The sequence below is a fragment of the Achromobacter sp. HNDS-1 genome, from assembly GCF_040084795.1.
GTDB classification, from domain to species: Bacteria; Pseudomonadota; Gammaproteobacteria; order Burkholderiales; family Burkholderiaceae_B; genus Achromobacter; species Achromobacter ruhlandii.
Genome location: NZ_CP157584.1, coordinates 2991859 through 3012279, shown reverse-complemented (window position 1 = coordinate 3012279; position 20421 = coordinate 2991859). Strand labels below are relative to the sequence as shown.

At 66.9% G+C, this 20421-nt stretch carries 22 protein-coding genes; 13 read left to right on the top strand and 9 right to left on the bottom strand.

Going from position 1 to position 20421, the window contains the following annotated elements:
* From ABFG95_RS13985 to ABFG95_RS13965, 5 genes are read right to left on the bottom strand one after another with little or no spacing between them, the layout of a single operon-like run.
* Positions 1-972: a Gfo/Idh/MocA family oxidoreductase gene (locus tag ABFG95_RS13985; protein WP_100508958.1), complete on the bottom strand. Its 972-nt coding sequence runs from the start codon at positions 970-972 to the stop codon at positions 1-3.
* The gene (locus ABFG95_RS13980; protein ID WP_100508959.1) at positions 969-1601 is read right to left on the bottom strand and encodes an acetyltransferase; all 633 of its coding nucleotides are present in this window, start codon (positions 1599-1601) and stop codon (positions 969-971) included. Before ABFG95_RS13980 ends, ABFG95_RS13985 begins: the two co-directional genes overlap by 4 nt.
* Positions 1591-2724, bottom strand: coding sequence for a UDP-N-acetylglucosamine 2-epimerase (gene neuC, locus ABFG95_RS13975; protein WP_175144631.1), 1134 nt, complete (start codon positions 2722-2724; stop codon positions 1591-1593). Before neuC ends, ABFG95_RS13980 begins: the two co-directional genes overlap by 11 nt.
* A 7-nt stretch (positions 2725-2731) precedes the next feature.
* A complete protein-coding gene (neuB, locus tag ABFG95_RS13970) occupies positions 2732-3763 on the bottom strand; it encodes an N-acetylneuraminate synthase (protein WP_175144632.1) in 1032 nt (343 codons plus the stop codon).
* Positions 3760-5682, bottom strand: a complete 1923-nt coding sequence (locus ABFG95_RS13965; RefSeq protein WP_100508962.1) for a nucleoside-diphosphate sugar epimerase/dehydratase — start codon at positions 5680-5682, stop codon at positions 3760-3762. Before ABFG95_RS13965 ends, neuB begins: the two co-directional genes overlap by 4 nt.
* Positions 5683-5699: 17 nt before the next feature.
* Between ABFG95_RS13965 and waaC the strand changes: the two genes are divergently transcribed.
* Together waaC and ABFG95_RS13955 are read left to right on the top strand one after the other, a co-directional pair.
* On the top strand, positions 5700-6731 hold the full coding sequence (gene waaC / locus ABFG95_RS13960) for a lipopolysaccharide heptosyltransferase I (RefSeq protein ID WP_100508963.1): 1032 nt from the start codon (positions 5700-5702) through the stop codon (positions 6729-6731).
* Entirely contained in the window at positions 6731-8044 is a 1314-nt protein-coding gene (locus ABFG95_RS13955; protein WP_278989925.1) for a 3-deoxy-D-manno-octulosonic acid transferase, read from the top strand. The genes waaC and ABFG95_RS13955 overlap by 1 nt, the downstream gene beginning before the upstream one ends.
* Before the next feature lie 21 nt (positions 8045-8065).
* Here ABFG95_RS13955 and ABFG95_RS13950 read toward each other — a convergent pair whose 3' ends face one another.
* From ABFG95_RS13950 to ABFG95_RS13940, 3 genes are read right to left on the bottom strand one after another with little or no spacing between them, the layout of a single operon-like run.
* The gene (locus tag ABFG95_RS13950) at positions 8066-8230 is read right to left on the bottom strand and encodes a hypothetical protein (protein WP_167352803.1); all 165 of its coding nucleotides are present in this window, start codon (positions 8228-8230) and stop codon (positions 8066-8068) included.
* An 18-nt stretch (positions 8231-8248) separates the two neighbouring features.
* Entirely contained in the window at positions 8249-9055 is an 807-nt protein-coding gene (locus ABFG95_RS13945; RefSeq protein WP_054418525.1) for a type III pantothenate kinase, read from the bottom strand.
* Positions 9052-9906: a biotin--[acetyl-CoA-carboxylase] ligase gene (locus ABFG95_RS13940; protein WP_348996022.1), complete on the bottom strand. Its 855-nt coding sequence runs from the start codon at positions 9904-9906 to the stop codon at positions 9052-9054. The genes ABFG95_RS13945 and ABFG95_RS13940 overlap by 4 nt, the downstream gene beginning before the upstream one ends.
* A gap of 95 nt (positions 9907-10001) precedes the next feature.
* Here ABFG95_RS13940 and ABFG95_RS13935 point away from each other — a divergent pair, with 95 nt between their 5' ends.
* The 10 genes from ABFG95_RS13935 (at position 10002) to ABFG95_RS13890 (ending at position 18328) form a co-directional block, all read left to right on the top strand.
* Positions 10002-11135: an ABC transporter permease gene (locus tag ABFG95_RS13935; protein ID WP_049077134.1), complete on the top strand. Its 1134-nt coding sequence runs from the start codon at positions 10002-10004 to the stop codon at positions 11133-11135.
* Positions 11135-11974, top strand: a complete 840-nt coding sequence (locus ABFG95_RS13930) for an ATP-binding cassette domain-containing protein (RefSeq protein ID WP_049077132.1) — start codon at positions 11135-11137, stop codon at positions 11972-11974. Before ABFG95_RS13935 ends, ABFG95_RS13930 begins: the two co-directional genes overlap by 1 nt.
* Positions 11961-12914, top strand: a complete 954-nt coding sequence (locus tag ABFG95_RS13925) for an MlaD family protein (RefSeq protein WP_049077130.1) — start codon at positions 11961-11963, stop codon at positions 12912-12914. Before ABFG95_RS13930 ends, ABFG95_RS13925 begins: the two co-directional genes overlap by 14 nt.
* On the top strand, positions 12914-13513 hold the full coding sequence (locus ABFG95_RS13920; protein WP_054418522.1) for an ABC-type transport auxiliary lipoprotein family protein: 600 nt from the start codon (positions 12914-12916) through the stop codon (positions 13511-13513). The genes ABFG95_RS13925 and ABFG95_RS13920 overlap by 1 nt, the downstream gene beginning before the upstream one ends.
* A 33-nt stretch (positions 13514-13546) precedes the next feature.
* Positions 13547-14200 (top strand): alpha/beta family hydrolase, encoded by a 654-nt coding sequence (locus ABFG95_RS13915; protein ID WP_049077126.1) that lies wholly within the window; start codon positions 13547-13549, stop codon positions 14198-14200.
* A 148-nt stretch (positions 14201-14348) separates the two neighbouring features.
* Positions 14349-15611 carry a D-alanyl-D-alanine carboxypeptidase family protein gene (locus ABFG95_RS13910; protein WP_100508966.1) on the top strand — a complete coding sequence of 421 codons (1263 nt, stop codon included), beginning with the start codon at positions 14349-14351 and terminating at the stop codon, positions 15609-15611.
* Positions 15612-15708: 97 nt separating this feature from the next.
* Positions 15709-16575, top strand: a complete 867-nt coding sequence (locus ABFG95_RS13905; RefSeq protein ID WP_049077123.1) for a D-amino acid aminotransferase — start codon at positions 15709-15711, stop codon at positions 16573-16575.
* Positions 16576-16680: 105 nt separating this feature from the next.
* Entirely contained in the window at positions 16681-16953 is a 273-nt protein-coding gene (locus ABFG95_RS13900; RefSeq protein ID WP_047993153.1) for a YbeD family protein, read from the top strand.
* A gap of 11 nt (positions 16954-16964) precedes the next feature.
* Positions 16965-17603, top strand: coding sequence for a lipoyl(octanoyl) transferase LipB (gene lipB, locus ABFG95_RS13895; RefSeq protein ID WP_049077122.1), 639 nt, complete (start codon positions 16965-16967; stop codon positions 17601-17603).
* Complete coding sequence (locus tag ABFG95_RS13890; RefSeq protein WP_278989916.1) at positions 17600-18328, top strand: tetratricopeptide repeat protein; 729 nt, start codon at positions 17600-17602, stop codon at positions 18326-18328. The genes lipB and ABFG95_RS13890 overlap by 4 nt, the downstream gene beginning before the upstream one ends.
* Positions 18329-18423: 95 nt before the next feature.
* Here the strand turns inward: ABFG95_RS13890 and ABFG95_RS13885 are convergent, their stop codons facing one another.
* Complete coding sequence (locus tag ABFG95_RS13885) at positions 18424-19236, bottom strand: substrate-binding domain-containing protein (RefSeq protein WP_278989914.1); 813 nt, start codon at positions 19234-19236, stop codon at positions 18424-18426.
* Between the two features lie 148 nt (positions 19237-19384).
* Between ABFG95_RS13885 and lipA the strand changes: the two genes are divergently transcribed.
* Complete coding sequence (gene lipA / locus ABFG95_RS13880) at positions 19385-20392, top strand: lipoyl synthase (protein ID WP_278989912.1); 1008 nt, start codon at positions 19385-19387, stop codon at positions 20390-20392.
* Positions 20393-20421 lie beyond the last annotated feature (29 nt).

Below are 20421 nucleotides of genomic sequence, written 5' to 3'. Positions count from 1 at the left end.
TCAGCAGGCTTCGCGGGCTCGCAACAACAAGTCAAGGCTGGCGATGCCTTCGGTAAGGGGTTGACTGGTTTCTCGATTGGTATCCAAGGCACTGAGCAACTCGGCCATGGCTGCGGGATATGTGGCAGCCACGTCGAAATCTGCCGGGTCATTGGTCAAAAGCAGTTGACGGCCGCCCGCCTGGTTCAGATGGAGCGTCTTGCCGATCAGGTCGCAGACCAGGGTGCCCGACTCCGTAACGACGAGATAACGCCGCAAGGGCTGGCGCGAGATGTAATCGACGCTGACGGTCGCCAGCGCGCCTTGCCGGGCTCGCATCGCGATGCAGGCCACATCTTCCGTCTCGATTTCAAGCGAACTCACTTTGCCCGAAAACGCCTTGACGCTGTCGAATTCGCCCAGCAGCCAGCGAGCGGCATCCACCTCGTGGATGAGATCCAGCATGACGCCGCCACCCAGCGCGTACGAGGCGCTGTAGCTCTTGCGGTAGTCGCTCGCGGGTCTCCAGTCAGGCAGCCATTGGCCCGCCTGGAAGTCGCCGCGCACGATTGCTCCCATATCTGTCTCGAGCAGCCGCTGGCGCATCTGCGCGAGCGCTGGCAGGAATCGGAGATTGCAGCCCACCAGCGTCGGCGCCTTGCCGCGGTGCCTGTCTGCCGCCTCGATGAGCTGGGCAAGCTGTGCGCGATTCGTCACGACAGGCTTCTCGATGTACAGCGCGATGCCGGCGTCAAGCAGCTTTGGCAGGACCTCGATATGCAGGGAGGAAGGGCTGGCGATGACAGCGAGGTCCGGCTTCTCGGCGAGGGCGTCGTCGAGGTTGTCGCACACGATCGCGTCCAGGCTCGCACTGAGCGCATCGTGGTAAGCGCGGGACCGCAGCAGCACCCAACCAAGGTCCTGGCGCAGCGATTTCAGGCTGTTGATATGGCGCCGGCCGATCGACCCTGTGCCGATGACGAGTATCTTCATGTCGCCGTTGCCTTTCGCAGGACGGCGGGAACGCCCGCCCACAGGGAGTCCGGACCGGCATCGTTGCGCAGGACTGCGCCCGCGCCGACGGTGGCGCGTGAATCGATCTTCAGTCCAGGCAGGATGTTTGCACCCGCGCCAATCATGACCTGTTCGCCGATCTGAACGCCACCGGCGAGCGAGGCTTGCGGAGCGATATGGGCATGTTGGCCCACGACACAGTCGTGATCGATGATGGCGCCGTGATTGACGATGACCCCAGATTCGATGCGGCTCGCGGGCGCCACGACGGCGCGCGCGGCAATGAATACGCCATCGGCAATGCAGGCGTGCGGGGAAATGCATGCCGTCGGATGTGCGATGGTCAGCGGCTTGCCACCAGCGCGAACAAATCGGGCGAACAATTTTGCCCGCGCGACATTTGAACCGATGGCGATATGGAAATACTGGTCACGGAACATCGAGTCATCCAGCGGCGCACGAATACCGACATGCAGCAATGTCGTGCCGTCCAGGGCGGGGTTGTCATCGATGACGACTGGCGAGTAGCCGCCCATGAGCAGCAGGGCATCCAAGACGACTTTGGCATGGCCGCCCGCGCCGACTATCAGCACCTGGCTAGTAGGCATTGGATTTCATCAAGATCGAATCGTCCAGAGGCATCATGGTCAGCAGCGCTGCAATGCGTTCGCTGGCATGGCCGTCGCCATAGACGTTAGCCGAAGATATGCGGCCGGGACTCTGTCGCACGTGCTTGAGCGCGGCCTCGATAGACGCTGCGTCGGTGTCGCAATCCCGGACATTCGGATTGCGCTCACGCAAGTTTTGGCGTGACCCCACATTGATGACGGGCGTGCCGAATGTGGCGGCCTCGATAATGCCGCTGCTGGAGTTGCCGATCATCAGGTCGGCCGCGGCCATCCAGGCGATGAATTCCGGGCGTCTCAGATGCGTGAGCACGCGGACATCGGGCCTGTCCTTCAGGGACTCCAGAACTTGGGCCACCGCCGTACTACCTGCATCGGAATTGGGCTTCAGCGCCAATAACTGGTAGCCGTGGGCGAGGACGGCCCGCAGCAGCGTATCGACCTGTTCGGCGGCTCGGTCGGCTTCTTGCACGACGGGGTGGAACACCATCAGCGCCAGGGGCAAATCGGGGTCCAGGCCCTGCGACTGGCAAAGTTCCGTGCGATTCGCGCGAGGCGTTTCGGCGAGTCCGTCCAGCCCGGGGGCGCCGGTGACGGTAATATGTCGTGGTTGCTCGCCCATGCGGATCAGGCGGTCGCGCGACTGCTGGGTGGCGACGCAATGCCAGTGCGCAAGCTTGGAAATGGCGTGCCGCACGGGTTCGTCAATCGTGCCGGAACGCTCGCCGCCATGGATATGCACGATCGGAATGCCCAGGTGTGCGGCAGCGATGGCGCCGGCCAGCATTTCACCTCGGTCACCGAGCAGCAAGACGATATCCGGCCGGGCTTGTTCGAGGACGTCGCTGAACTGCATGACCATGTACCCGATCGCGCGGGCCATCCCTGCGCCCGTGCCGGTATTCATGGGGAGCACGATGCGGGCCAGGATGGGCAGGCCATCGTGCTCGATTTCCGCCACGGTATTGCCGTACTCGGGAGAGAGGTGCATCCCCGTGACAATGAGGCTCAATTGGCAGGCAGGATTAGCCTGGATCCTGTGCAATGTGGCCGCCATCAGGCCGTAGTCGGCCCGAGTGCCGGAGATATAGACGATGCGTCGCATGGTCGGGCTACTCGACGTCAGTCCAGGTCAAGGTGGTTCTGGACGGGATATCGTGCGTGGCGGTCTTGCCGTACAGATTGGCCAAGTCAGCGGGAGCGATACCCGTTCCCGGGCGCAGCAAGGTCAGGTTATGAGCGCCGAAGACCTCGCCTTTCTTGATCGCGGCGGCGGACGTGACGCTGCGTCGTACCAAGTCTCGTACGGCCAGTTCCTTTTGCGCAGGCGTCTTCACGCCATCACCCTGGGCCTGTTCCACCAACCGGATGCTCTGAACCATGGTGCGCAATTCGGCGGGCTCAAGCGATGCTTTGTGATCAGGGCCCTTCATGTCACGGCTGATCGTGAAGTGCTTCTCGATGACGCTCGCGCCCTGCGCGACCGCGGCGATCGAAATGGCGATGCCATCGGTATGGTCCGAATACCCGATGGGCAGATTCAGCGCCTGACGCATGGTGGCCATCGCGCGCAAGTTAACGTCGGCAGCCGCCGCCGGATAGTTGGATGTGCAGTGCAGGACCGTTACGTAGTCGGACAGCTTGCCGGTGTGGCCGAGGGCCTCGCGCGTGGCCTGCACCGCTGCAACGGCCGCTTCGACTTCTTGCAGATTCGCCATTCCGGTGGAAAGAATGAGCGGCACGCCGTAGGCCGCCAGTATCTTCAGGAACGGGATGTTGGTGATTTCGCCGGAAGGGACTTTGATGCGGCGCATGCCCAGACCGATGAGGAAGGAGGCGGCTTCTTCGTCGAAGGGCGTCGACATGAATTCGATGCCGCGGGCCGCGCAACGCTGGACCAGCGCTTCATAGGATGCTTCCGGCAATTCCAGCGCCTTCAGCATCTGGTGCTGATCGCCATCTCCCGTTTGGGTGCGCTGGTACTCTGCCTTGGGTGCTCCTTCGCGGACGAGCCGGTCGGCGCTGAACGTTTGAAACTTGATGGCGTCTGCCCCGGCGTCCGCGGCAATGTCTACTAGCTCTAGAGCAAGAGCGGTATCACCGTTGTGATTGACTCCGGCTTCGGCAATGATGAACGTGTTCATTGTGTGACGAGATGGTGATGGTTGGGGATGCGACCCATGTCGAGCTGGCACACGTATTCGGGCACCAGCTCCTTGAGGCAGGTCACAGCGTCGAAGAGGCGGTTTTCGCGCAGTGCTGCGGCCAGGCGCTCAAGGCCAGCCATGAGTTCGCCGTACTCGAGTTCATGTTCATTGGCTCGCATGATGCGTTCATGGCCAGTCTTTTCGACGTTTTCGCCAATCAGGAGCTCTTCATAGAGCTTTTCGCCTGGACGTAACCCGGTCACGCGTATTTCGATATCGCCCGCGGGATTGTCGGCGTCACGGACTTCCAGACCCGATAGTTGAATCATGCGGCGCGCCAGATCGACGATCTTGACCGGTTCGCCCATGTCGAGCACGAATACCTCGCCGCCCTTGCCCATCGCGCCAGCCTGCATCACCAGTTGGGCGGCCTCGGGGATGGTCATGAAGTACCGGATGATGTCCGGGTGGGTGATGGTGACGGGGCCGCCCGCCTGTATTTGATTGCGAAATAGGGGGACTACGCTGCCGGAGCTGCCAAGCACATTGCCAAACCGCACCATGCACAACTGAGTCCAGCTCTGCGTACGCGAGTGTGCTTGAAGGATGAGTTCTGCAAGGCGCTTCGTGGTTCCCATGATGTTGGTCGGACGCACGGCCTTATCGGTCGAAACAAGCACGAAGTGCTCGACGCGGGCTTCAATTGCGGCCTGCACCATATGCAGTGTGCCAAACGCGTTGTTCAGGATGCCTTCTGAAATGTTGTGTTCGACGATAGGGACATGCTTGTATGCCGCGGCGTGATACACGGTTTGCACGCCATACCGGCGGATCTGCTCAAGGCAGTACTCCCGATGGCGCACATTCCCGAGGATGGGGATGATCTCCACGGTGCAATCGCGGTGATGGATACGCAGGTATTGCTCGGTGGTGTAAAGCGCGGCTTCGGACACCTCCAGCATGACCAGTCTGGCGGGTCCTTGCGCCAGAATCTGGCTACAGAGTTCTGATCCGATGGAGCCGCCAGCGCCAGTCACCATGACGGACTTGCCCGTCACGCACTTGCTGATCAGATCAGGGATGGGCGGAACAGGGTCGCGGCCGAGCAAATCCTCGATCCGGATGGTGCGCAGCTTCCGATGATCAATCTCGCTATCGATGAGTTCGGCCAAAGGAGGGAGGGTGCGGATCTGCAAATGATACGACGCAAGATCCAGAGCAATTTCACGCAGCCGGCTGCGTGCGGCGCTAGGCATCGCGATGAAGAGCTGTTCGATTTGGTACCGATCAATCAATGTCGGGATGCTTGAGGGCGCGTAGGTGCGCAGGCCGGCGATCCACAGCTTCTGCTTGGCCCGTTCATCGTCCACCAATGCCACTGGTCGGTAGTGCGGGGTTGCGCGCAATGCGTTGGCCAACTGTTGCCCTGCCTTGCCCGCGCCATAGATGATGACGGGGATTCGACGAGTCTCCGGGAACAGGCCCCCGCCGAACGCAGTGCGCAGCAAGACTCGCGACAGTGCGAGCATCGTGATTGCCAGCAAGACGTAAAGAACCAAAAATCCGCGCGAAAGCACGGCGGGTAGAATTCTGAAGAACAGGTCGATCGTGCCGATTGCCATGATCGATAGCACGATGCCGCCTGTGATCGACAGGAGCGTGCGCCCGTTGAACGATCTCAGGGTGAAATGGTAGGCTCCCAGAAGATACATGCCACACAGCGCGCTGAGTACGGCGATGACGGAGTAGAGGCCGTATTCCCTGGAGAAGTACAGGAAGTCGAAGCGTAGCCAAAGGGCGGCATAAAACGACACGAACAACAGGGCAGCGTCAACAACAATAGTCGCAATACGCTTGTATGCTCGCGGCAAGTTCAACAGGCGCGCAGAAAGTGAAGCTAGCAATGTGATCGGCATTATAGAATTCTACCTAAATGAAACATCCCCGTATCCTTATCGTTCGCACGTCATCCCTTGGGGATCTGGTTCACATGCTGCCCGCCATATCCGATATCGTTCGGCATGTGCCGGAGGCGCGGATTAGCTGGATAGTCGAGGAGGCATTCGCGGAGATTCCTAGCTGGCATCCAGGAGTTCACGAAGTAATAAAGGTTGCTCATCGCCGTTGGCGGAAATCCTGGTGGTCCCCGGAAGTCCGGGCTGAGCGGAAGGCGCTGGCACAACGTTTGCGCGCTGAAGAATTCGATATCATTTTGGATATGCAGGCACTGTTGAAGTCAGCATGGCTAGTCCGCCAGACGCGAGGTGTCAAGCATGGTCTGGATTGGCGGTCTGCGCGGGAGCCATTGGCGAGCCTATTCTATAACGTCCGTCATCGAGTCGAGTTCTGGCAACCGGCAGTCATTCGTCAGCGGAAGTTGGCGGCGTTGACATTTGGCTACAGCTATTCTGGCCACCCGGATTTCGGTCTGCAGGAATTTTGTCGACAATCCGTCAATCCACCCGCTGAGGATGTGTCTCGAGAAGACCATGGGCACGAAGTGTCGCGGGTGCTGCACCTGGATACCAGCCAGGATTACGCGGTGATAATGCCTTCGGCAAGCCGTGACGACAAACTCTGGCCTGAAGATGACTGGCGCGCAGTGTTCCGCCGTTTGCGCGATGCGGGCTGTGCGCTGAAATTACTGGCCGGCAATGACAGGGAGGCGGAGCGAGCCAAGCTGCTGGTGGCCGGCATGGAAGACGTCGAAGTCATGCCCCGAATGGACCTGACCTCGGTTGCGCGGCTGCTGGCCGGGGCGCGCCTGATGGTCGGCCTGGACAGCGGCCTGACCCACCTGTCGGCCGCGCTGGGCCGTCCCACCATCGGCATCTACCGCGCTTCCACGCCGGTGCGCACGCCGCTGGTCGGTTCGAACTACACCGCCAGCCTGGGCGACCGCGGCGCCTCGCCGTCGCGCGAAGCTGTCATGGCGTCGGTGGAGCAGGCGCTGGCCGCGCGCTGATGAACCGCACCGTCTACACGCTGGGGTTGCGGGCGCTGGCGCCCCTGGTGTGGCTGTGGATGGCGCGTCGCGCCAGGCGGGCCGGGGGTGAATGGGGAATCTTTTCGCCCGAGCGATTCGGGCGGGCTGTATCGGGCGCGACCGTGCCGGACCGCTTTGCGCCCGGCAAAACCGGGGCTACCGCAGCGATCGAAGGCCCGGTGTGGGTGCACGCCGTCAGCCTGGGCGAGACGCGTGCCGCGCAGCCGCTGCTGCAGGCCCTGCTCGATCGCGGCCTGCCGGTGCTGCTGACGCACATCACCGCCACCGGCCGTGCCGAAGGCGCGCGCCTGTTTGCCGAGGCCATCGCCCAAGGCCAATTGCGGCAGGCCTGGCTGCCCTACGATTTTCCCGGCGCCACGCGCCGCTTCCTGGCGGCGGCCAAGCCGCGCTGCGGCATCCTCATCGAACGCGAGATCTGGCCCAACCTGCTGGCCGCGGCGCGACGCGCAGGCGTGCCGATGGCGCTGGTGAGCGCCCGGTTCTCGGAGTCGTCGCTGCGGCAGGCGGGACGCCTGGGCGGCGTCATGCGCGAGGCGCTGGCCGGCCTGGACCTGGTGCTGGCCCAGACCGCGCCCGACGCCGAGCGGCTGGCGCGGGCTGGCGCGCCGCAGCCGGCCGTCTCCGGCAATTTGAAGTTCGATCTGTCTCTGCCCCAGGACCGGGTGCGGGAGGGGCAGGCCTGGCGCGCGCGCCTGGGCCGGCCGGTGGTCGCCCTGGCCAGTACCCGCGAAGGCGAGGACGGGCCTTTCATCGCGGCCCTCAAACGTCTCGCGGGCACGCCCGGTGGGCCTCTGTTCCTGTTGATCCCGCGCCATCCACAGCGTTTCGACGAGGCCGCCGCGTTGCTGGAACAGGCCGGCCTGCCTTATGTGAGGCGGTCGACAGGCCAGGAGCCGGAGCCGCGCACGACCGTGTTGCTGGGCGACACGCTGGGGGAAATGGCTTTCTATTACGCCGCCGCCGATGTGGCCGTGGTGGCCGGCAGTTTCGCGCCGCTGGGCGGGCAGAACCTGATCGAAGCCTGCGCCGCCGGCGTGCCGGTCATCGTCGGGCCACACACCTTCAATTTTCAGCAGGCCGCCAGCGATGCCATCGAGGCGGGCGCGGCGCAACGCCAGCCGGATCCGGAGCGGGCCGTGGCGGCCGCGCTGGCGCTGCTGGCCGACCCCGTGGCGCGGCAGGCGGCCGGTGACGCGGCGCGGGCCTGGTTCGCCGGCCATGCCGGCGCCACCGCGCGGACCATGGACGCGCTGGCGCCCTGGTTGCGGTAAGGTCCGCGCCCGCCAAGCGCCTCAGGCGGGTTTGCGCGGTACCAGCGTAACGGCGCCGGGGTTCAGTTCCTGGCTGAAGCGGCGCGTGTCGCGCCCTTCGTCTTCCGGGCGCACGCCCAGCCAGCCTTGGCCGAGGGCGTAGACGCCCAGGTTGGCCAGCAGGATCAGGATGAAGAGCACTCGCATGGCGCGGCCTCGTCGGTGTCAGGCGCCCGTTGCCGGATTGGCGCGCGCGATGGCGGCCAGCCCATCCAGAACGGGGTGGTTCAGGTAGATCGGCACCGGCGCGGCGCCGAACGCGCCGCCGGCGTCGGCCAGGAGACGTTCGATCTCCTGGTGCACTTCCGGCCAGCCGCCGCCGGCGGCGAAGATCTGCGGCGTCTGGCCGTAGCGCTGGCGGCCCGCGAGCCACTGCCGCACCACCGCGCCGGCCTGTGCGGCGGCGATGCCGGAGGCGATGGCTTCATGCGTGTCGGTGGGATAGGGCACCACCTGGCCTTCCGCGATCGGCAGGTTGGCGGTGCCGTGCGCCAGCGCGTTGCGCATCATCGCCGGACCAGGCAGGATCAGGCCGCCGGCGAAGACGTTGTCCGGCCCCACGGTATCGATGGTGGTGGCGGTGCCGAAGCTGGCCAGCAGGAAGGGCGGATGGGCGCCGGGCAGGCGCGACAGCACGCCCAGCAGCGAGGCCCAGCGGTCCGCGCCCAATTGTGACGGCGTCTTGTAGCGGTTGACCAGTCCCAGGGTGGTGGCCTGCGAGGAGGCCCAGGTCACCGCGCAGCCATGGCGTTGCAGGATGGCGGAGATGGCGGCGCCACGCTCGGCGCCGGCCACGTTCACGCCCAGCGCACGCGACGGCCGTTGCGGCAGGGCGGCGAGCCAGCGGTCCAGGGCGTCCAGGTCCAGGCCGTCGAAGGCGACGGCGGCCGGCTCGCGCGGCATGTCCGGGCTGCTGGGATCCAGCCAACCCACTTTGAGGCGGCTGTTGCCGGAGTCGATGAGGATGATCATGCTTGGCGTCGAATCGAGATTTCACCGACCGAGATCGGCATGGCGCCCTGGGGCGTTTGCACCAGCAGGCGGCCCTGGCCATCGACGCCACAGGCGGTGCCGCTGAGGATCACGTCGCCCTTGTCCAGCACGTTGATCGCGCGGCCGGCAAGCGCGTCCACCTGGTCGAAGCGTTGCGAGAAGGCGGCGAAGCCGTCGCGTTCGAGGGCGCGGACGGCCTCGTGCCAGGCGTTTGCCGCGGCGCACACCAGGTCGGCGGCGGTGGCGGCGTGGCCAGGCGCGTGGCGGGTGACGCCGGCCCAATCGGCGACCTGACGGCCCAGCGCCTGCGACAAGGCGTCGGCGTCGACCAGGTTCACGCCCATGCCGATGACGACCGTATAGCCCGTTTCGCGGCCACCGGGGTTGCGGGTGGTCTCGACCAGCACGCCGGCCAGCTTGGCGTCGTGCCACTGTATGTCGTTGGGCCATTTCATGCAGAGGCCATCGGCGCCAGGGCCCGCCACGGCGCGTAGCGCCTCGCAGGCCGCCAGGCCGGCCAAGGGCGACAGGGCGGGCAGCTGCGCGGCGGGCAGGTGCACGTCGAAAGCGCACGAGAACATCAGCGCCGCGCCTACCCGGTTCTGCCAGGGACGGCCGGCGCGGCCGCGGCCGGTTTCCTGCAGATGGGTGCCCAGCAGCCAGGGCTTGCCGGCGCCCGCGCCCGTGCGGGCGCGCGCCAGCAGGTCGGCGTTGGTCGAGCCGGTGCTGGCGGTCCAGGCGATGTCTTGGAAGGCGGGCAGGCGCGAACCCAACATCCGGGCCAGGTCGTCTGGCGCGGGCAGGTCGATGGGGCGGACGTGATCGGACATGGCGGCGATTGTAGGGCACGCGCGGGCCGCGCTCGCGGCCTGTCGCCCCCAGCGTATATGATTGTGGATACATTTTTGCATTCCTGTCCCGCTACATGCCGCTTTCCGCTCCGACCGCGTCCCGCGCCGCCACGCCCTTCCGCCAGGAAGCGGGTGTGTGCCACGTCGGGGGCGACTGGAGCGTCCTGGCGCTGGCGGAGCCGGGCGAGGTCGAGCGCCGCCGCGCGGCGATGGCCAAGGCGGCCGATGCCGGCGTGCGCTGGGACCTGCAGGGCATCAGCCGGCTCGACACCATTGGCGCGCTGCTGATCTGGCAGGCCTGGGGCGAGAAACTGCCCGAGCGTGTGCGCTGGTCGGCCGGCCAGCAGGACGTGTTCACCGCCCTGGCCACGAACAAGGGCGGCAAGCAGGCGCCGCCTCGTCCCGAGCCCTCGTGGGGCTGGCTGCGCGCCCTGGGCGGGGCCGTGCTGCAGGCCGGCGAGAACGGCCGCGCCTTGCTGACCATGCTGGGTCAACTGGTCCTGGACCTCTTCGGCATGTTGCGCCGGCCGTCGCGGGGGCCGTGGCGCGAGATCTCGGCCCAGGTGTATCGCACCGGGGCGCAGGCGCTGGGCATCACGGCGCTGGTGGGTTTTCTGATTGGCGTGGTGCTGTCATACCTGTCGGCCCAGCAATTGCAGATGATCGGCGCCGACCGCTTCATCGTGCGGCTGCTGGGCGTATCGATCGTGCGCGAGCTGGGGCCGGTGCTGGCGGCCATCCTGGTGGCGGGCCGTTCCGGTTCGGCCATCACCGCGCAGATCGGGGTCATGCGGGTCACGCAGGAGCTGGACGCGATGCTGGTGATGGGCATTTCGCACGGCCAGCGGCTGATCCTGCCGCGGGTGGTGGCGCTAGCCATCACCATGCCGCTGCTGGTGCTGTGGACCGACGCCATGGCGATCCTGGGCGGGATGCTGGCGGCGCAGGTGCAGTTGGGCGTGTCGGCGCAGTGGTTCCTGCAGTCGCTGCCTGACGCCATTTCCCTGACCAATTACTGGATCGGTATCCTGAAGGGCGTGACCTTCGGCATCCTGATCGCGCTGATCGCCTGCCATTTCGGCCTGCGCATCCAGCCCAACACGGAAAGCCTGGGACGCGGCACCACGACGTCGGTGGTCACGTCGATCACTGGCGTGATCTTGCTGGACGCGCTGTACGCGGTCATTTTCAGTTCGGTGGGCATCTGATGGCCGGCGCCGAACAGCATCGCCTGTTTACCGAGGAGCAGGTCACGGTCGCGCCCGTGATCACCGTGCGCGGCCTGCGCACGGCGTTCGGCGACCACGTGGTGCACGACAACCTGGACCTGACCGTCTTTCCCGGCGAGATCCTGGTGCTGGTCGGCGGTTCCGGCACGGGCAAGACGGTGTTGCTGCGGCAGATCATCGGACTGGACCGGCCGGCGGCCGGCACCATCCAGGTGCTCGGCAACACCTTGTCCGAGTTGACGCCAAGCGAACGTCGGCGCCTGTCCTACCGCTGGGGCATGTTGTTCCAGGCGGGCGCGCTGTTCTCGGCGCTGTCGGTGTACGACAACGTCGCGCTGCCGCTGCGCGAGCTGCGCACGGTGCCGGAAGACCTGGTGCGCGATGTCGTGATGTGCCGCCTGGCGATGGTCGGCCTGTCGGCGCAGGATGCGGACAAGCGGCCCTCGGATCTTTCAGGCGGCATGGTCAAGCGCGTGGCGCTGGCGCGCGCGCTGTCGCTGGACCCGGAACTGGTGTTCCTGGACGAGCCCACGGCGGGCCTGGATCCGCTGCGCTCGGACGAATTCGTGGACCTGGTGCGCAGCCTGCACCGGCAGTTGGGATTTACCGTCGTCATGGTGACGCACGACCTGGACACGCTGCTCGCGCTGGCCACGCGTGTCGCCGTGTTGGCGGACAAGCGGGTGATCGTGTGCGACACGGTGCCGGAAGTGCTGAAGGTCGACCACCCGTTCATTCATACATTCTTCCTGGGCGAGCGCGGCTTGCGCGCGCTCGGGGACATGGCGCCGAAGGGAACGCATCATGGAAAACCGTAGTCACGCGCTCATGGCCGGCATCTTCACGCTGGTCCTGTTGGCCGCCGCTGCGCTGGTGGCCGTCTGGATCGGCCGCGACCGCACCAAACTGCAGACCTACGAAATCGTCTCGGCGACCGCCGTCAGCGGCCTCAACCCGCAGTCGACGGTGCGCTACCAGGGCGTGCCGGTGGGCAAGGTGCAGTCGCTGGCGCTGAACCCCGACAAGCCGGGCCAGGTGCGCATCCGCATCGGCGTGGCGCCGAACACGCCGATCACTGAATCGACCTGGGCCGAACTGGGCGTGCAGGGCGTGACCGGCATGGCCAATGTCGAACTGCGCGACGACGGCAGCTCGTTCAAGCGGCTGGCATCCAGCGCCGCCAACCCGGCTGCGATTCCGCTGCGTCCCGGCTTTCTGGACCGCATCGAGCAGCGCGGCGGCCGCCTCATTTCCAACGTCGAGGACGCCACTGAGCAGCTGCGGCGCCTGCTGAGCGAGCAGAATGTGCAGGCCCTGACCGCCAGCCTGCAGAACGCCACCGACATCACCCAGTCGCTGAAGGACGCCAGCCGCGACCTGGGGCCGGCGCTGGCCAAGCTGGGACCGTTGGTCGATTCGTTGGGCAGCACCTCGCGCCAGGCCGACCGCGCGGCGCGCGAAGTGGCCGACCTGGCCCAGCAGGCGCGCCAGTCGCTGGCGCGCCTGAACGCGCCGGACGGCGCGCTGGCCGCGGCCACGCGCAGCCTGAACGACATTGCCTTTGCCGCTTCGCGGCTGGATGGCGAGACCCTGCCCGCCGTCACCGGGATGGCGGCCAGCGTCACCGAGGCCGCGCGCGGCGCCACTTTCACCCTGCGGCGCGTGGACAACACGCCGCAATCGTTATTGTTCGGGCCGGCGCCGGCGGCGCCTGGACCCGGCGAGGCCGGATTCGCCGGCTTTGGGAGACAGCCGTGATGAAGATGCGTAGCGCAATCCTGATCCTGACCCTGGCGCTGGCTGGCTGCGGCGTGGGCCGTGTCGGCGCGCCGCCCGCCGTGTTCGACCTGGGGCTGGACAGCCGGCCGACGCCGCAATTGCCGGCGCGCGAGCCGGTCGCCCTGGTGTTCTCGGCGGTGCCGACGCTGTCGAGCACCGGCGTCATCTGGCGCGTCGGAGACAGCGCCACGCCCAAGTCCTATGCCACCTATCGCTGGGCCTCGTCGCCGTCCGACCTGGTGCGCCAGCGCCTGATCGAGCGCCTGTCGCGCCAGGGGCCGGTGCTGGCGGAACGCGCCAGCGGCCAGACGCCGCAGTTGCAGGTCTACCTGTCGCAGTTCGAACAGGTGTTCACCCCCGATGGGGCGGCCAGCGAAGGCCGCGTGCTGCTGCAGGCGGTCCTGCTCAATGGCCGCAGCGTGGTGGGCCAGGTGCGCATTGCGACGCAGGCGCCGGCGCCGACGCAGGACGCCGCCGGCGGCGTGGCCGCGTTGCGCCAGGCCACCGACGATGCGGCCGACCAGCTGGCGCAATGGCTGGCCAGCCAGCCCAAGGCCGCGGCGCGGCCCGGCGGTTAACATCTCTTCTTTTCCACGCAGCACGAGTCCGACATGCCCGCAAGCACTGAAACCCACGCCTTTACCGGAGCCGCCGGCCGCATCGACTGCGCCGTGGATTGGCCTGACGGCACACCGCGGGGCTGGGCCCTGGTGCTGCATCCGCACCCGCTGCAGGGCGGCGCGCGCGAGAACAAGGTGGTGACCACGCTGTCGCGCGCCTGCGTCCAGCATGGCCTGGTGGCGGTGCGGCCCAACTTCCGCGGCGTCGGGCTGTCCGAAGGCGAATTCGACAAATCCGTGGGCGAGACCCAGGACATGCTGGCGGTGGTCGCGCAGATGCGCGAGCGCCATCCGGAACTGGCGTCCGCGCCGTGGGTGCTGGCCGGTTTTTCCTTCGGCACCGCGGTCGCCGCGCAGACCTATGCCGCACTGGCCGACCAGGGCGATGCGGTGCTGCCCAGCGCGCTGATGCTGATGGGCCCCGCCGTCAACCGCTTCCAGTCGCACGAGGTGCAGGTGCCGGGCGACACGCTGATGGTGCATGGCGAAGAGGACGAGGTGGTGCCGCTGTCCGAGGCCATGGACTGGGCCCGTCCGCGCTCGATCCCGGTGGTGGTGATTCCCGGCGCATCGCACTTTTTCCACGGCAAGCTACTGGTGCTGCGCCAGCTGGTGCAGGCGCACCTGAAGGTCAAGCTTGACTGAGCGCCGCGCAACGCGCCGCGTTGCATCAAGTTGCATGTTTTAAATGGCCGAGGAACCCATCCCGGGCCGGACGGGTCTCATCGACTGCCTATAATTGTCAGCCACTTGCCCCGCGCCGGCGGGCGTCTTTCCTGGACCCACGTTGCCGATGAAGAATTTGTCTCACTCCACCCCTTCCCCCGTTGTCTTTGCCCGCCGCGCCCTGGCCGGCGCGGTGCTGTCGGCGATGCTCGCGACCTCGCTGCCGGCCTGGGCCCAGCAGGCGCCGGCCGCGGCGCCGGCGGCCGCGGGCGCCACGGCTCCCGCGCCGTCGGCAACGGGCGTGGTGCCGGTGGGCGACGTGTCGGCGGTGCCGGCGCCCACCATCGCGGCCAAGGCCTGGATCGTGATCGACGTGAACAGCGGCCAGACCCTGGCGGCGTCGAACCCCGACATGAAGGTCGAGCCGGCTTCGCTCACCAAGATCATGACGGCCTATGTCGTGTTCAATGCGCTCGAGGAAAAGCGCCTGACGCTGGAGCAGACCGTGCCCGTGTCGGAGCACGCCTGGCGCACCGGCGGTTCGCGCATGTTCATCGAGCCGCGCAAGCCCGTTACTGTCGATGAGCTGAACCAGGGCATGATCGTGCAGTCGGGCAACGACGCCTCGGTCGCGCTGGCCGAAGCGGTCGGCGGCAGCGAAACCGCGTTTGCCTCGCTCATGAACCAGGAAGCCGAGCGCCTGGGCATGCGCAACACCCACTTCATGAACGCCACGGGCCTGCCCGATCCGCAGCACATGACGTCCACGCGCGACCTGGCCACGCTGTCGGCGCACCTGATCACCGATCACCCGCAGTTCTTCCACTACTACAAGCAGAAGAGCTTTACCTACAACAAGATCACCCAGCCCAACCGCAACCGCCTGCTGTGGGCCGATCCCTCGGTCGACGGCATGAAGACCGGCCACACCGATTCGGCCGGCTACTGCCTGGTGTCGACCGCGGTGCGCGGCGACCGCCGCATCCTGGTGGTGGTGGTGGGCACCGACAGCGAAGCCACGCGCGCCGAGGAAAGCCTGAAGCTGCTGAACTGGAGCTTCCAGAACTTCGACACGGTCAAGCTGTTCGACAAGAGCCAGCCCGGCATCGACGCCCGCGTCTGGGAAGGCACGGCCGAGAACGTCAAGCTCGGTCCGCCCAACCCGGTCTCGATCGCGGTCCCGCGCGGCAAGGCCGGCGACCTCAAGCCCGTGGCGCAGCGCACCGATCCGCTGATCGCGCCGCTGGCCAAGGGCCAGCAGGTCGGCACGCTGCAGTTCACGCTGGACGGCAAGGTGTTGCGCACCGAGCCGCTGGTGGTGCAGGACGCCGTCGAACGCGCCGGCTTCTTCGGCCGCATGGTCGACACCGTCAAGCGCTGGTTCCAGTAAGCGGACGCGCCACTGGCGCGGTCGCGGGTGTAAGCTTCACCAAGAAGGGGCGGGCCGGGTGGCCCGTCCCTATCCATTTGATTCTCAGGAGCGGCTCATGATTCCGGGCGTGCCGGGCGAAAGCCAGGTGTTTCTCAATGGCGAGTTTGTGCGTATCGACGAGGCCAAGATCTCGGTGCTCGATCGCGGCTTCATTTTCGGCGACGGCATCTACGAAGTGGTGCCTGTCTACCGCGGCAATGCCTTCCGCATGGCTGAACACCTGGACCGCCTGGACCGCAGCCTCGCGGCCCTGCGCATCGCCCAGCCGTTCGACCGCGCGGGCTGGATCGACCTGATCGAGCAGCTGCTGGCGCGCTCGAACCTGGACACCTGCATCGTCTACCTGCAGGTCACGCGCGGCGTGGCCAAGCGCGACCACCAGTTCCCGGCCGAGCCGGTCAAGCCGACGGTGTTCGGCATGGTCTCGGCCTGGGCGCCGCCGTCGGCCGCGGCCCGCGCGCAGGGTCTGTCCGCCATCACCATCCCCGACGAGCGCTGGCTGCACTGCGAGATCAAGTCGGTGTCGCTGCTGGGCAACGTGCTGGCCAAGCAGCAGGCGGTCGATGCCCATGTCGACGAGGTGCTGCAGTTCCGCGACGGTTTTCTCACGGAGGGTTCGTCCACCAACATCTGGGTGGTCTCCGGCGGCAAGCTGTTGGCCCCGCCCAAGAACAACCTGATCCTGGAAGGCATCCGCTACGGCCTGATGGGCGAGCTGGCCGCCGAAGCCGGCATCCCGTTCGAGGCGCGCCGCATCACCCAGGACGAGGTCGCCCAGGCCGATGAACTGATGCTGTCTTCGGCCACCAAGGAAGTGCTGGCTATCGTGTCGCTGGACGGCCGGCCGGTGGGTTCGGGCAAGCCTGGCCCCGTTTTTGCGCAATTGCGCGCGGGTTATGATGCCCGCATCGCCGCGCTCTAGAACGGCCACGCGGGGCGGCCCTGGCGGCCCCCCGCGCCGGCGGCGGGCCTTGCCTGCACGATGCCTGCCCCCATATAGATAGTTTGACGCCCCAGGCCATCCATCATGCATATTCCGCCCGAAGAATCCCTCATCGAGTACCCCAGTGACTTTCCCATCAAGGTCATGGGCAAGCACCATCCCGACTTCGCGCAGACGCTGACCGAAGTCGTGCTGCGCTTCGACCCGGGTTTCGATGCCGCCACGGTCGAGATGCGGCCCAGCAAGGGCGGCAACTACATGGGCCTGACCTTCACGGTGCGCGCCACCTCGCGCGAGCAGCTCGACAGCCTGTATCAGGCCTTGCACGGCCACCCGATGGTGTCGATCGTCCTGTAGGGCCGGCGGTTGTGATCAAGTGGCTCGCGCGGCCCGCGGACTACCTGTCCGTGTGGCGGGACATGCAGGCGTACACCGACCAGCGGTCGGCCGAAACGCCCGATGAAATCTGGCTGTGCGAGCACGCCCCGGTCTACACGCTGGGCCAGGCGGGCCTGCCCGAGCACGTGCTCAACCCCGGCGCCATCCCCATCGTCCATTGCGACCGCGGCGGCCAGGTCACTTACCATGGCCCCGGCCAGGTGATGGCCTACGCGCTGTTCGACCTGCGCCGCGTCGACATGTACGTGAAGGAGTACGTGGCCCTGCTGGAATCGGCGGTGATCGACACGCTTGACGAGATGGGCCTGCCCGGCGCCTGCCGCAAGGCGGGCGCGCCGGGCGTGTACGTGGCGCATCCCGAGGGCGGCGATCTGGCCAAGATTGCCGCGCTGGGCATCAAGATCCGCAACGGCCGCGCCTATCACGGCGTGTCGCTGAACGTGGCGATGGACCTGGCGCCGTTCCTGGGCATCAATCCTTGCGGGTACGCCGGCCTGCGCACGGTCGACATGGCGTCCTGTAGCGTGCGGCGCGAGCCCACGGAAGTGGGCGACGCGCTGGCGCGCAACCTGGCCCGCTTGTGGCGCCAGGCAAGGACACCCGCATGAAGACAAGCTATACCCCGGCCGAGGTGGCCGCGACCACCCCTGAAGCGTTGGCCGGCCTGCGCGCCGGGCCGGCGCCGCAATACGCCGCCTGGATTCGCACGGCGGCCGAAATGGGCCTGGTCGAGGCCCAGACCATTTTCGGCCAGATGCTGCTCGACGGCGTCGGGGTGCCCCAGGACCAGGCCGAAGGATTGGCCTGGTTCAAGCGCGCCGCCAACGCCGATCACGTGATGGCCATGAACATGATCGGCCGCTGCTACGAGAACGGCTGGGGCGTCGCGGCGGACGATACCGTGGCGGCCTACTGGTTCCGGCTGGCCGCGGATCACGGGCTGGACTGGGGCATGTACAACTACGCCCACATGCTCAAGAGCGGCCGCGGGGGCGTGGCGCGGAACCGCGCCGCGGCGCTGGCGCTGTACCAGCAGGCCGCGCAGGCCGGACACGTCAAATCCATCGGCGTGGTGGGCCGCTTCTACGAAGCGGGTGACGTGGTCGAGCAGGACCTGGAGCGCGCGTTCGACTGCTACCAGCGCTGCGCCGAGGGCGGCGACTTCCGCGGCATGTTCCACCTGGGCCGCATGCTGCTGCTGCGCGGCCGCAAGGAAGAGGCGGTGCAGTGGCTGGCGCGCGTGCCCGAGACCTCCACGCCGGCCTTCCTGCGTGAAGCCGACGCGATGCTGCGCGACTGCGGCTTTCCCGCGCTGTACGAAACCGGCGCCTGAAAGGCGCGGGCGGGGCCACGCCCTAGGCGCCAGGCCCGGTACGAGGCACTCCTCTTTGTGCCAACGTGGCTTCGTCCATCATCCCGGTCCGCGCGCTATGTGCTCAGGCGCGCATCGAACACAATGTCCAGCGTCAGGCGCGTGCCGGCCGGCTGTTCGCCATCGAGCCGGTCCAGCAGCAACTGGCCCGCGCGGCGGCCCAGCTCGGCCGCGTCCAGTCCCAGCGTCGTCAGGCCCTGAACCCATTGCGGCGCGCTGCCGTCCTCGGTGAATCCCAGCACCGCCAGGTCCTGCGGCACCTGCAAGTCGCGGTTGTGGGCCTCCGACACCGTGGCGGCGGCCAGCACGTCCGACGTGCAGAACACCGCATCGAAGATCGTATTGGTGGCCAGCAGGCGCAGAAACGCCATGCGGCCATCGTTCAGTTGCTGCGCCTCGGGTTGCACGATGTCGGCGACCAGATCCAGCCCGAGCGCGGCCGCGCTGCCGATGAAGCCCTCGCGGCGGGCGCGCTCCCACGGGGTGTCGGCGCTGACGCAGGCGATGCGGGCGTGGCCTTTTTCGGCGAAATGGCGGGCCGCCTGCCGGCCGGCTTCGGCATTGTCGACCGTGATCAGGCTGTCCAGCGGGGCGGCCGGCGGACTCCAGGTTTCCACTACCGGGATTTCCAGCGCCGCCACGGCCGCGCGCAGCTGCGGATCGTCCAGCGGGCCGATCACCAGCGCGGCGGCCGGCGCCAACGGAGTCAGCAGCGGCAGCAGGGCCGCGTCACGCCACGGAGCGGCGGCCAAGTAGTAGCCGGCAGGCGCCAGCCGTTCGGCGCAGGCTTGCACGGCGCGGGCGGCCGGTCCGGCGTCCAGCCGGGGGGCGATCAGGGCGATGGGGCGGGGGAGCGGCAAGGTCGACATGGGGCAGGCGGCACGGATTCATCAGGCGTGACGATAACCCGGCGCGGCCCGGCGCCGGGCCATTCGGGGCGGATTCGGGCGCAGGGGGTAAAATGTCTTCTTTTGTCCCAGACCGCAACGCCGCGCGCGCCGGTCGTGAAGGTGTTCCATGTCCACGCTTGCCGAGTCGTCTGTGCCCTCGAACGAAGCCGCCGCCGCGTCCGCGGAAACGGCGTACGATCCGACGCAGAAACAGAAATCCCAGGCCAAGACGGCGCGCATCCCGATCAAGATCATCCCGGCCGAACGCCTGAAGAAGCCGGAATGGATCCGCGTCAAGGCGGCCCAGCCGGGTTCGCGCTTCTACGACATCAAGCGCATCCTGCGCGAGCACAACCTGCACACGGTGTGCGAAGAAGCGTCCTGCCCGAACATCGGCGAATGCTTCGGCAAGGGCACGGCCACGTTCATGATCATGGGCGACAAGTGCACCCGCCGCTGCCCGTTCTGTGACGTGGGCCATGGCCGCCCCGACCCGCTCGACACCAAGGAACCGGAAAACCTCGCGCGCACCATCGCCGCGATGAAGCTGTCGTACGTGGTGATCACCTCGGTCGACCGCGACGACCTGCGCGACGGCGGCGCCGGCCACTTCGTCGACTGCATCACCCACATCCGCGAACTGTCGCCCACCACCCGCATCGAGGTGCTGGTGCCGGACTTCCGCGGCCGCCTGGACCGCGCCCTGACCATCCTGAACGCCGGTCCCCCGGACGTCATGAATCACAACCTGGAAACCGTGCCGCGCCTGTACAAGCAGGCCCGCCCGGGTTCGGACTACATGCACTCGCTCAAGCTGCTGGCCGAGTTCAAGAAGCTGCATCCGAACGTGCCGACCAAGTCGGGCCTGATGCTCGGCCTTGGCGAGACCGACGAGGAAATCCTGCAGGTGATGCGCGACATGCGCGAACACAACGTCGACATGCTCACCATCGGCCAATACCTGCAGCCGTCGGAACACCACCTGCCGGTGCTGCGCTACGTGCATCCCGACACCTTCGCGATGTTCGAGCGCGAGGCCTATGCGATGGGCTTCTCGCATGCGGCGGTGGGCGCCATGGTGCGTTCGTCGTACCACGCCGATGAGCAGGCGCATGCGGCTGGCGTGCCCAACTAAGGCTCCTGCCGTCTCGACGCCAACAAGGA

What these genes read in the sequence shown, in the direction of transcription:
- ABFG95_RS13985 (WP_100508958.1), bottom strand. Translation starts at nt 972, where the DNA reads ATGAAGATACTCGTCATCGGCACAGGGTCGATCGGCCGGCGCCATATC.
- ABFG95_RS13980 (WP_100508959.1), bottom strand. Translation starts at nt 1,601, where the DNA reads ATGCCTACTAGCCAGGTGCTGATAGTCGGCGCGGGCGGCCATGCCAAA.
- neuC (WP_175144631.1), bottom strand. Translation starts at nt 2,724, where the DNA reads ATGCGACGCATCGTCTATATCTCCGGCACTCGGGCCGACTACGGCCTG.
- neuB (WP_175144632.1), bottom strand. Translation starts at nt 3,763, where the DNA reads ATGAACACGTTCATCATTGCCGAAGCCGGAGTCAATCACAACGGTGAT.
- ABFG95_RS13965 (WP_100508962.1), bottom strand. Translation starts at nt 5,682, where the DNA reads ATGCCGATCACATTGCTAGCTTCACTTTCTGCGCGCCTGTTGAACTTG.
- waaC (WP_100508963.1), top strand. Translation starts at nt 5,700, where the DNA reads ATGAAACATCCCCGTATCCTTATCGTTCGCACGTCATCCCTTGGGGAT.
- ABFG95_RS13955 (WP_278989925.1), top strand. Translation starts at nt 6,731, where the DNA reads ATGAACCGCACCGTCTACACGCTGGGGTTGCGGGCGCTGGCGCCCCTG.
- ABFG95_RS13950 (WP_167352803.1), bottom strand. Translation starts at nt 8,230, where the DNA reads ATGCGAGTGCTCTTCATCCTGATCCTGCTGGCCAACCTGGGCGTCTAC.
- ABFG95_RS13945 (WP_054418525.1), bottom strand. Translation starts at nt 9,055, where the DNA reads ATGATCATCCTCATCGACTCCGGCAACAGCCGCCTCAAAGTGGGTTGG.
- ABFG95_RS13940 (WP_348996022.1), bottom strand. Translation starts at nt 9,906, where the DNA reads ATGTCCGATCACGTCCGCCCCATCGACCTGCCCGCGCCAGACGACCTG.
- ABFG95_RS13935 (WP_049077134.1), top strand. Translation starts at nt 10,002, where the DNA reads ATGCCGCTTTCCGCTCCGACCGCGTCCCGCGCCGCCACGCCCTTCCGC.
- ABFG95_RS13930 (WP_049077132.1), top strand. Translation starts at nt 11,135, where the DNA reads ATGGCCGGCGCCGAACAGCATCGCCTGTTTACCGAGGAGCAGGTCACG.
- ABFG95_RS13925 (WP_049077130.1), top strand. Translation starts at nt 11,961, where the DNA reads ATGGAAAACCGTAGTCACGCGCTCATGGCCGGCATCTTCACGCTGGTC.
- ABFG95_RS13920 (WP_054418522.1), top strand. Translation starts at nt 12,914, where the DNA reads ATGAAGATGCGTAGCGCAATCCTGATCCTGACCCTGGCGCTGGCTGGC.
- ABFG95_RS13915 (WP_049077126.1), top strand. Translation starts at nt 13,547, where the DNA reads ATGCCCGCAAGCACTGAAACCCACGCCTTTACCGGAGCCGCCGGCCGC.
- ABFG95_RS13910 (WP_100508966.1), top strand. Translation starts at nt 14,349, where the DNA reads ATGAAGAATTTGTCTCACTCCACCCCTTCCCCCGTTGTCTTTGCCCGC.
- ABFG95_RS13905 (WP_049077123.1), top strand. Translation starts at nt 15,709, where the DNA reads ATGATTCCGGGCGTGCCGGGCGAAAGCCAGGTGTTTCTCAATGGCGAG.
- ABFG95_RS13900 (WP_047993153.1), top strand. Translation starts at nt 16,681, where the DNA reads ATGCATATTCCGCCCGAAGAATCCCTCATCGAGTACCCCAGTGACTTT.
- ABFG95_RS13890 (WP_278989916.1), top strand. Translation starts at nt 17,600, where the DNA reads ATGAAGACAAGCTATACCCCGGCCGAGGTGGCCGCGACCACCCCTGAA.
- ABFG95_RS13885 (WP_278989914.1), bottom strand. Translation starts at nt 19,236, where the DNA reads ATGTCGACCTTGCCGCTCCCCCGCCCCATCGCCCTGATCGCCCCCCGG.
- lipA (WP_278989912.1), top strand. Translation starts at nt 19,385, where the DNA reads ATGTCCACGCTTGCCGAGTCGTCTGTGCCCTCGAACGAAGCCGCCGCC.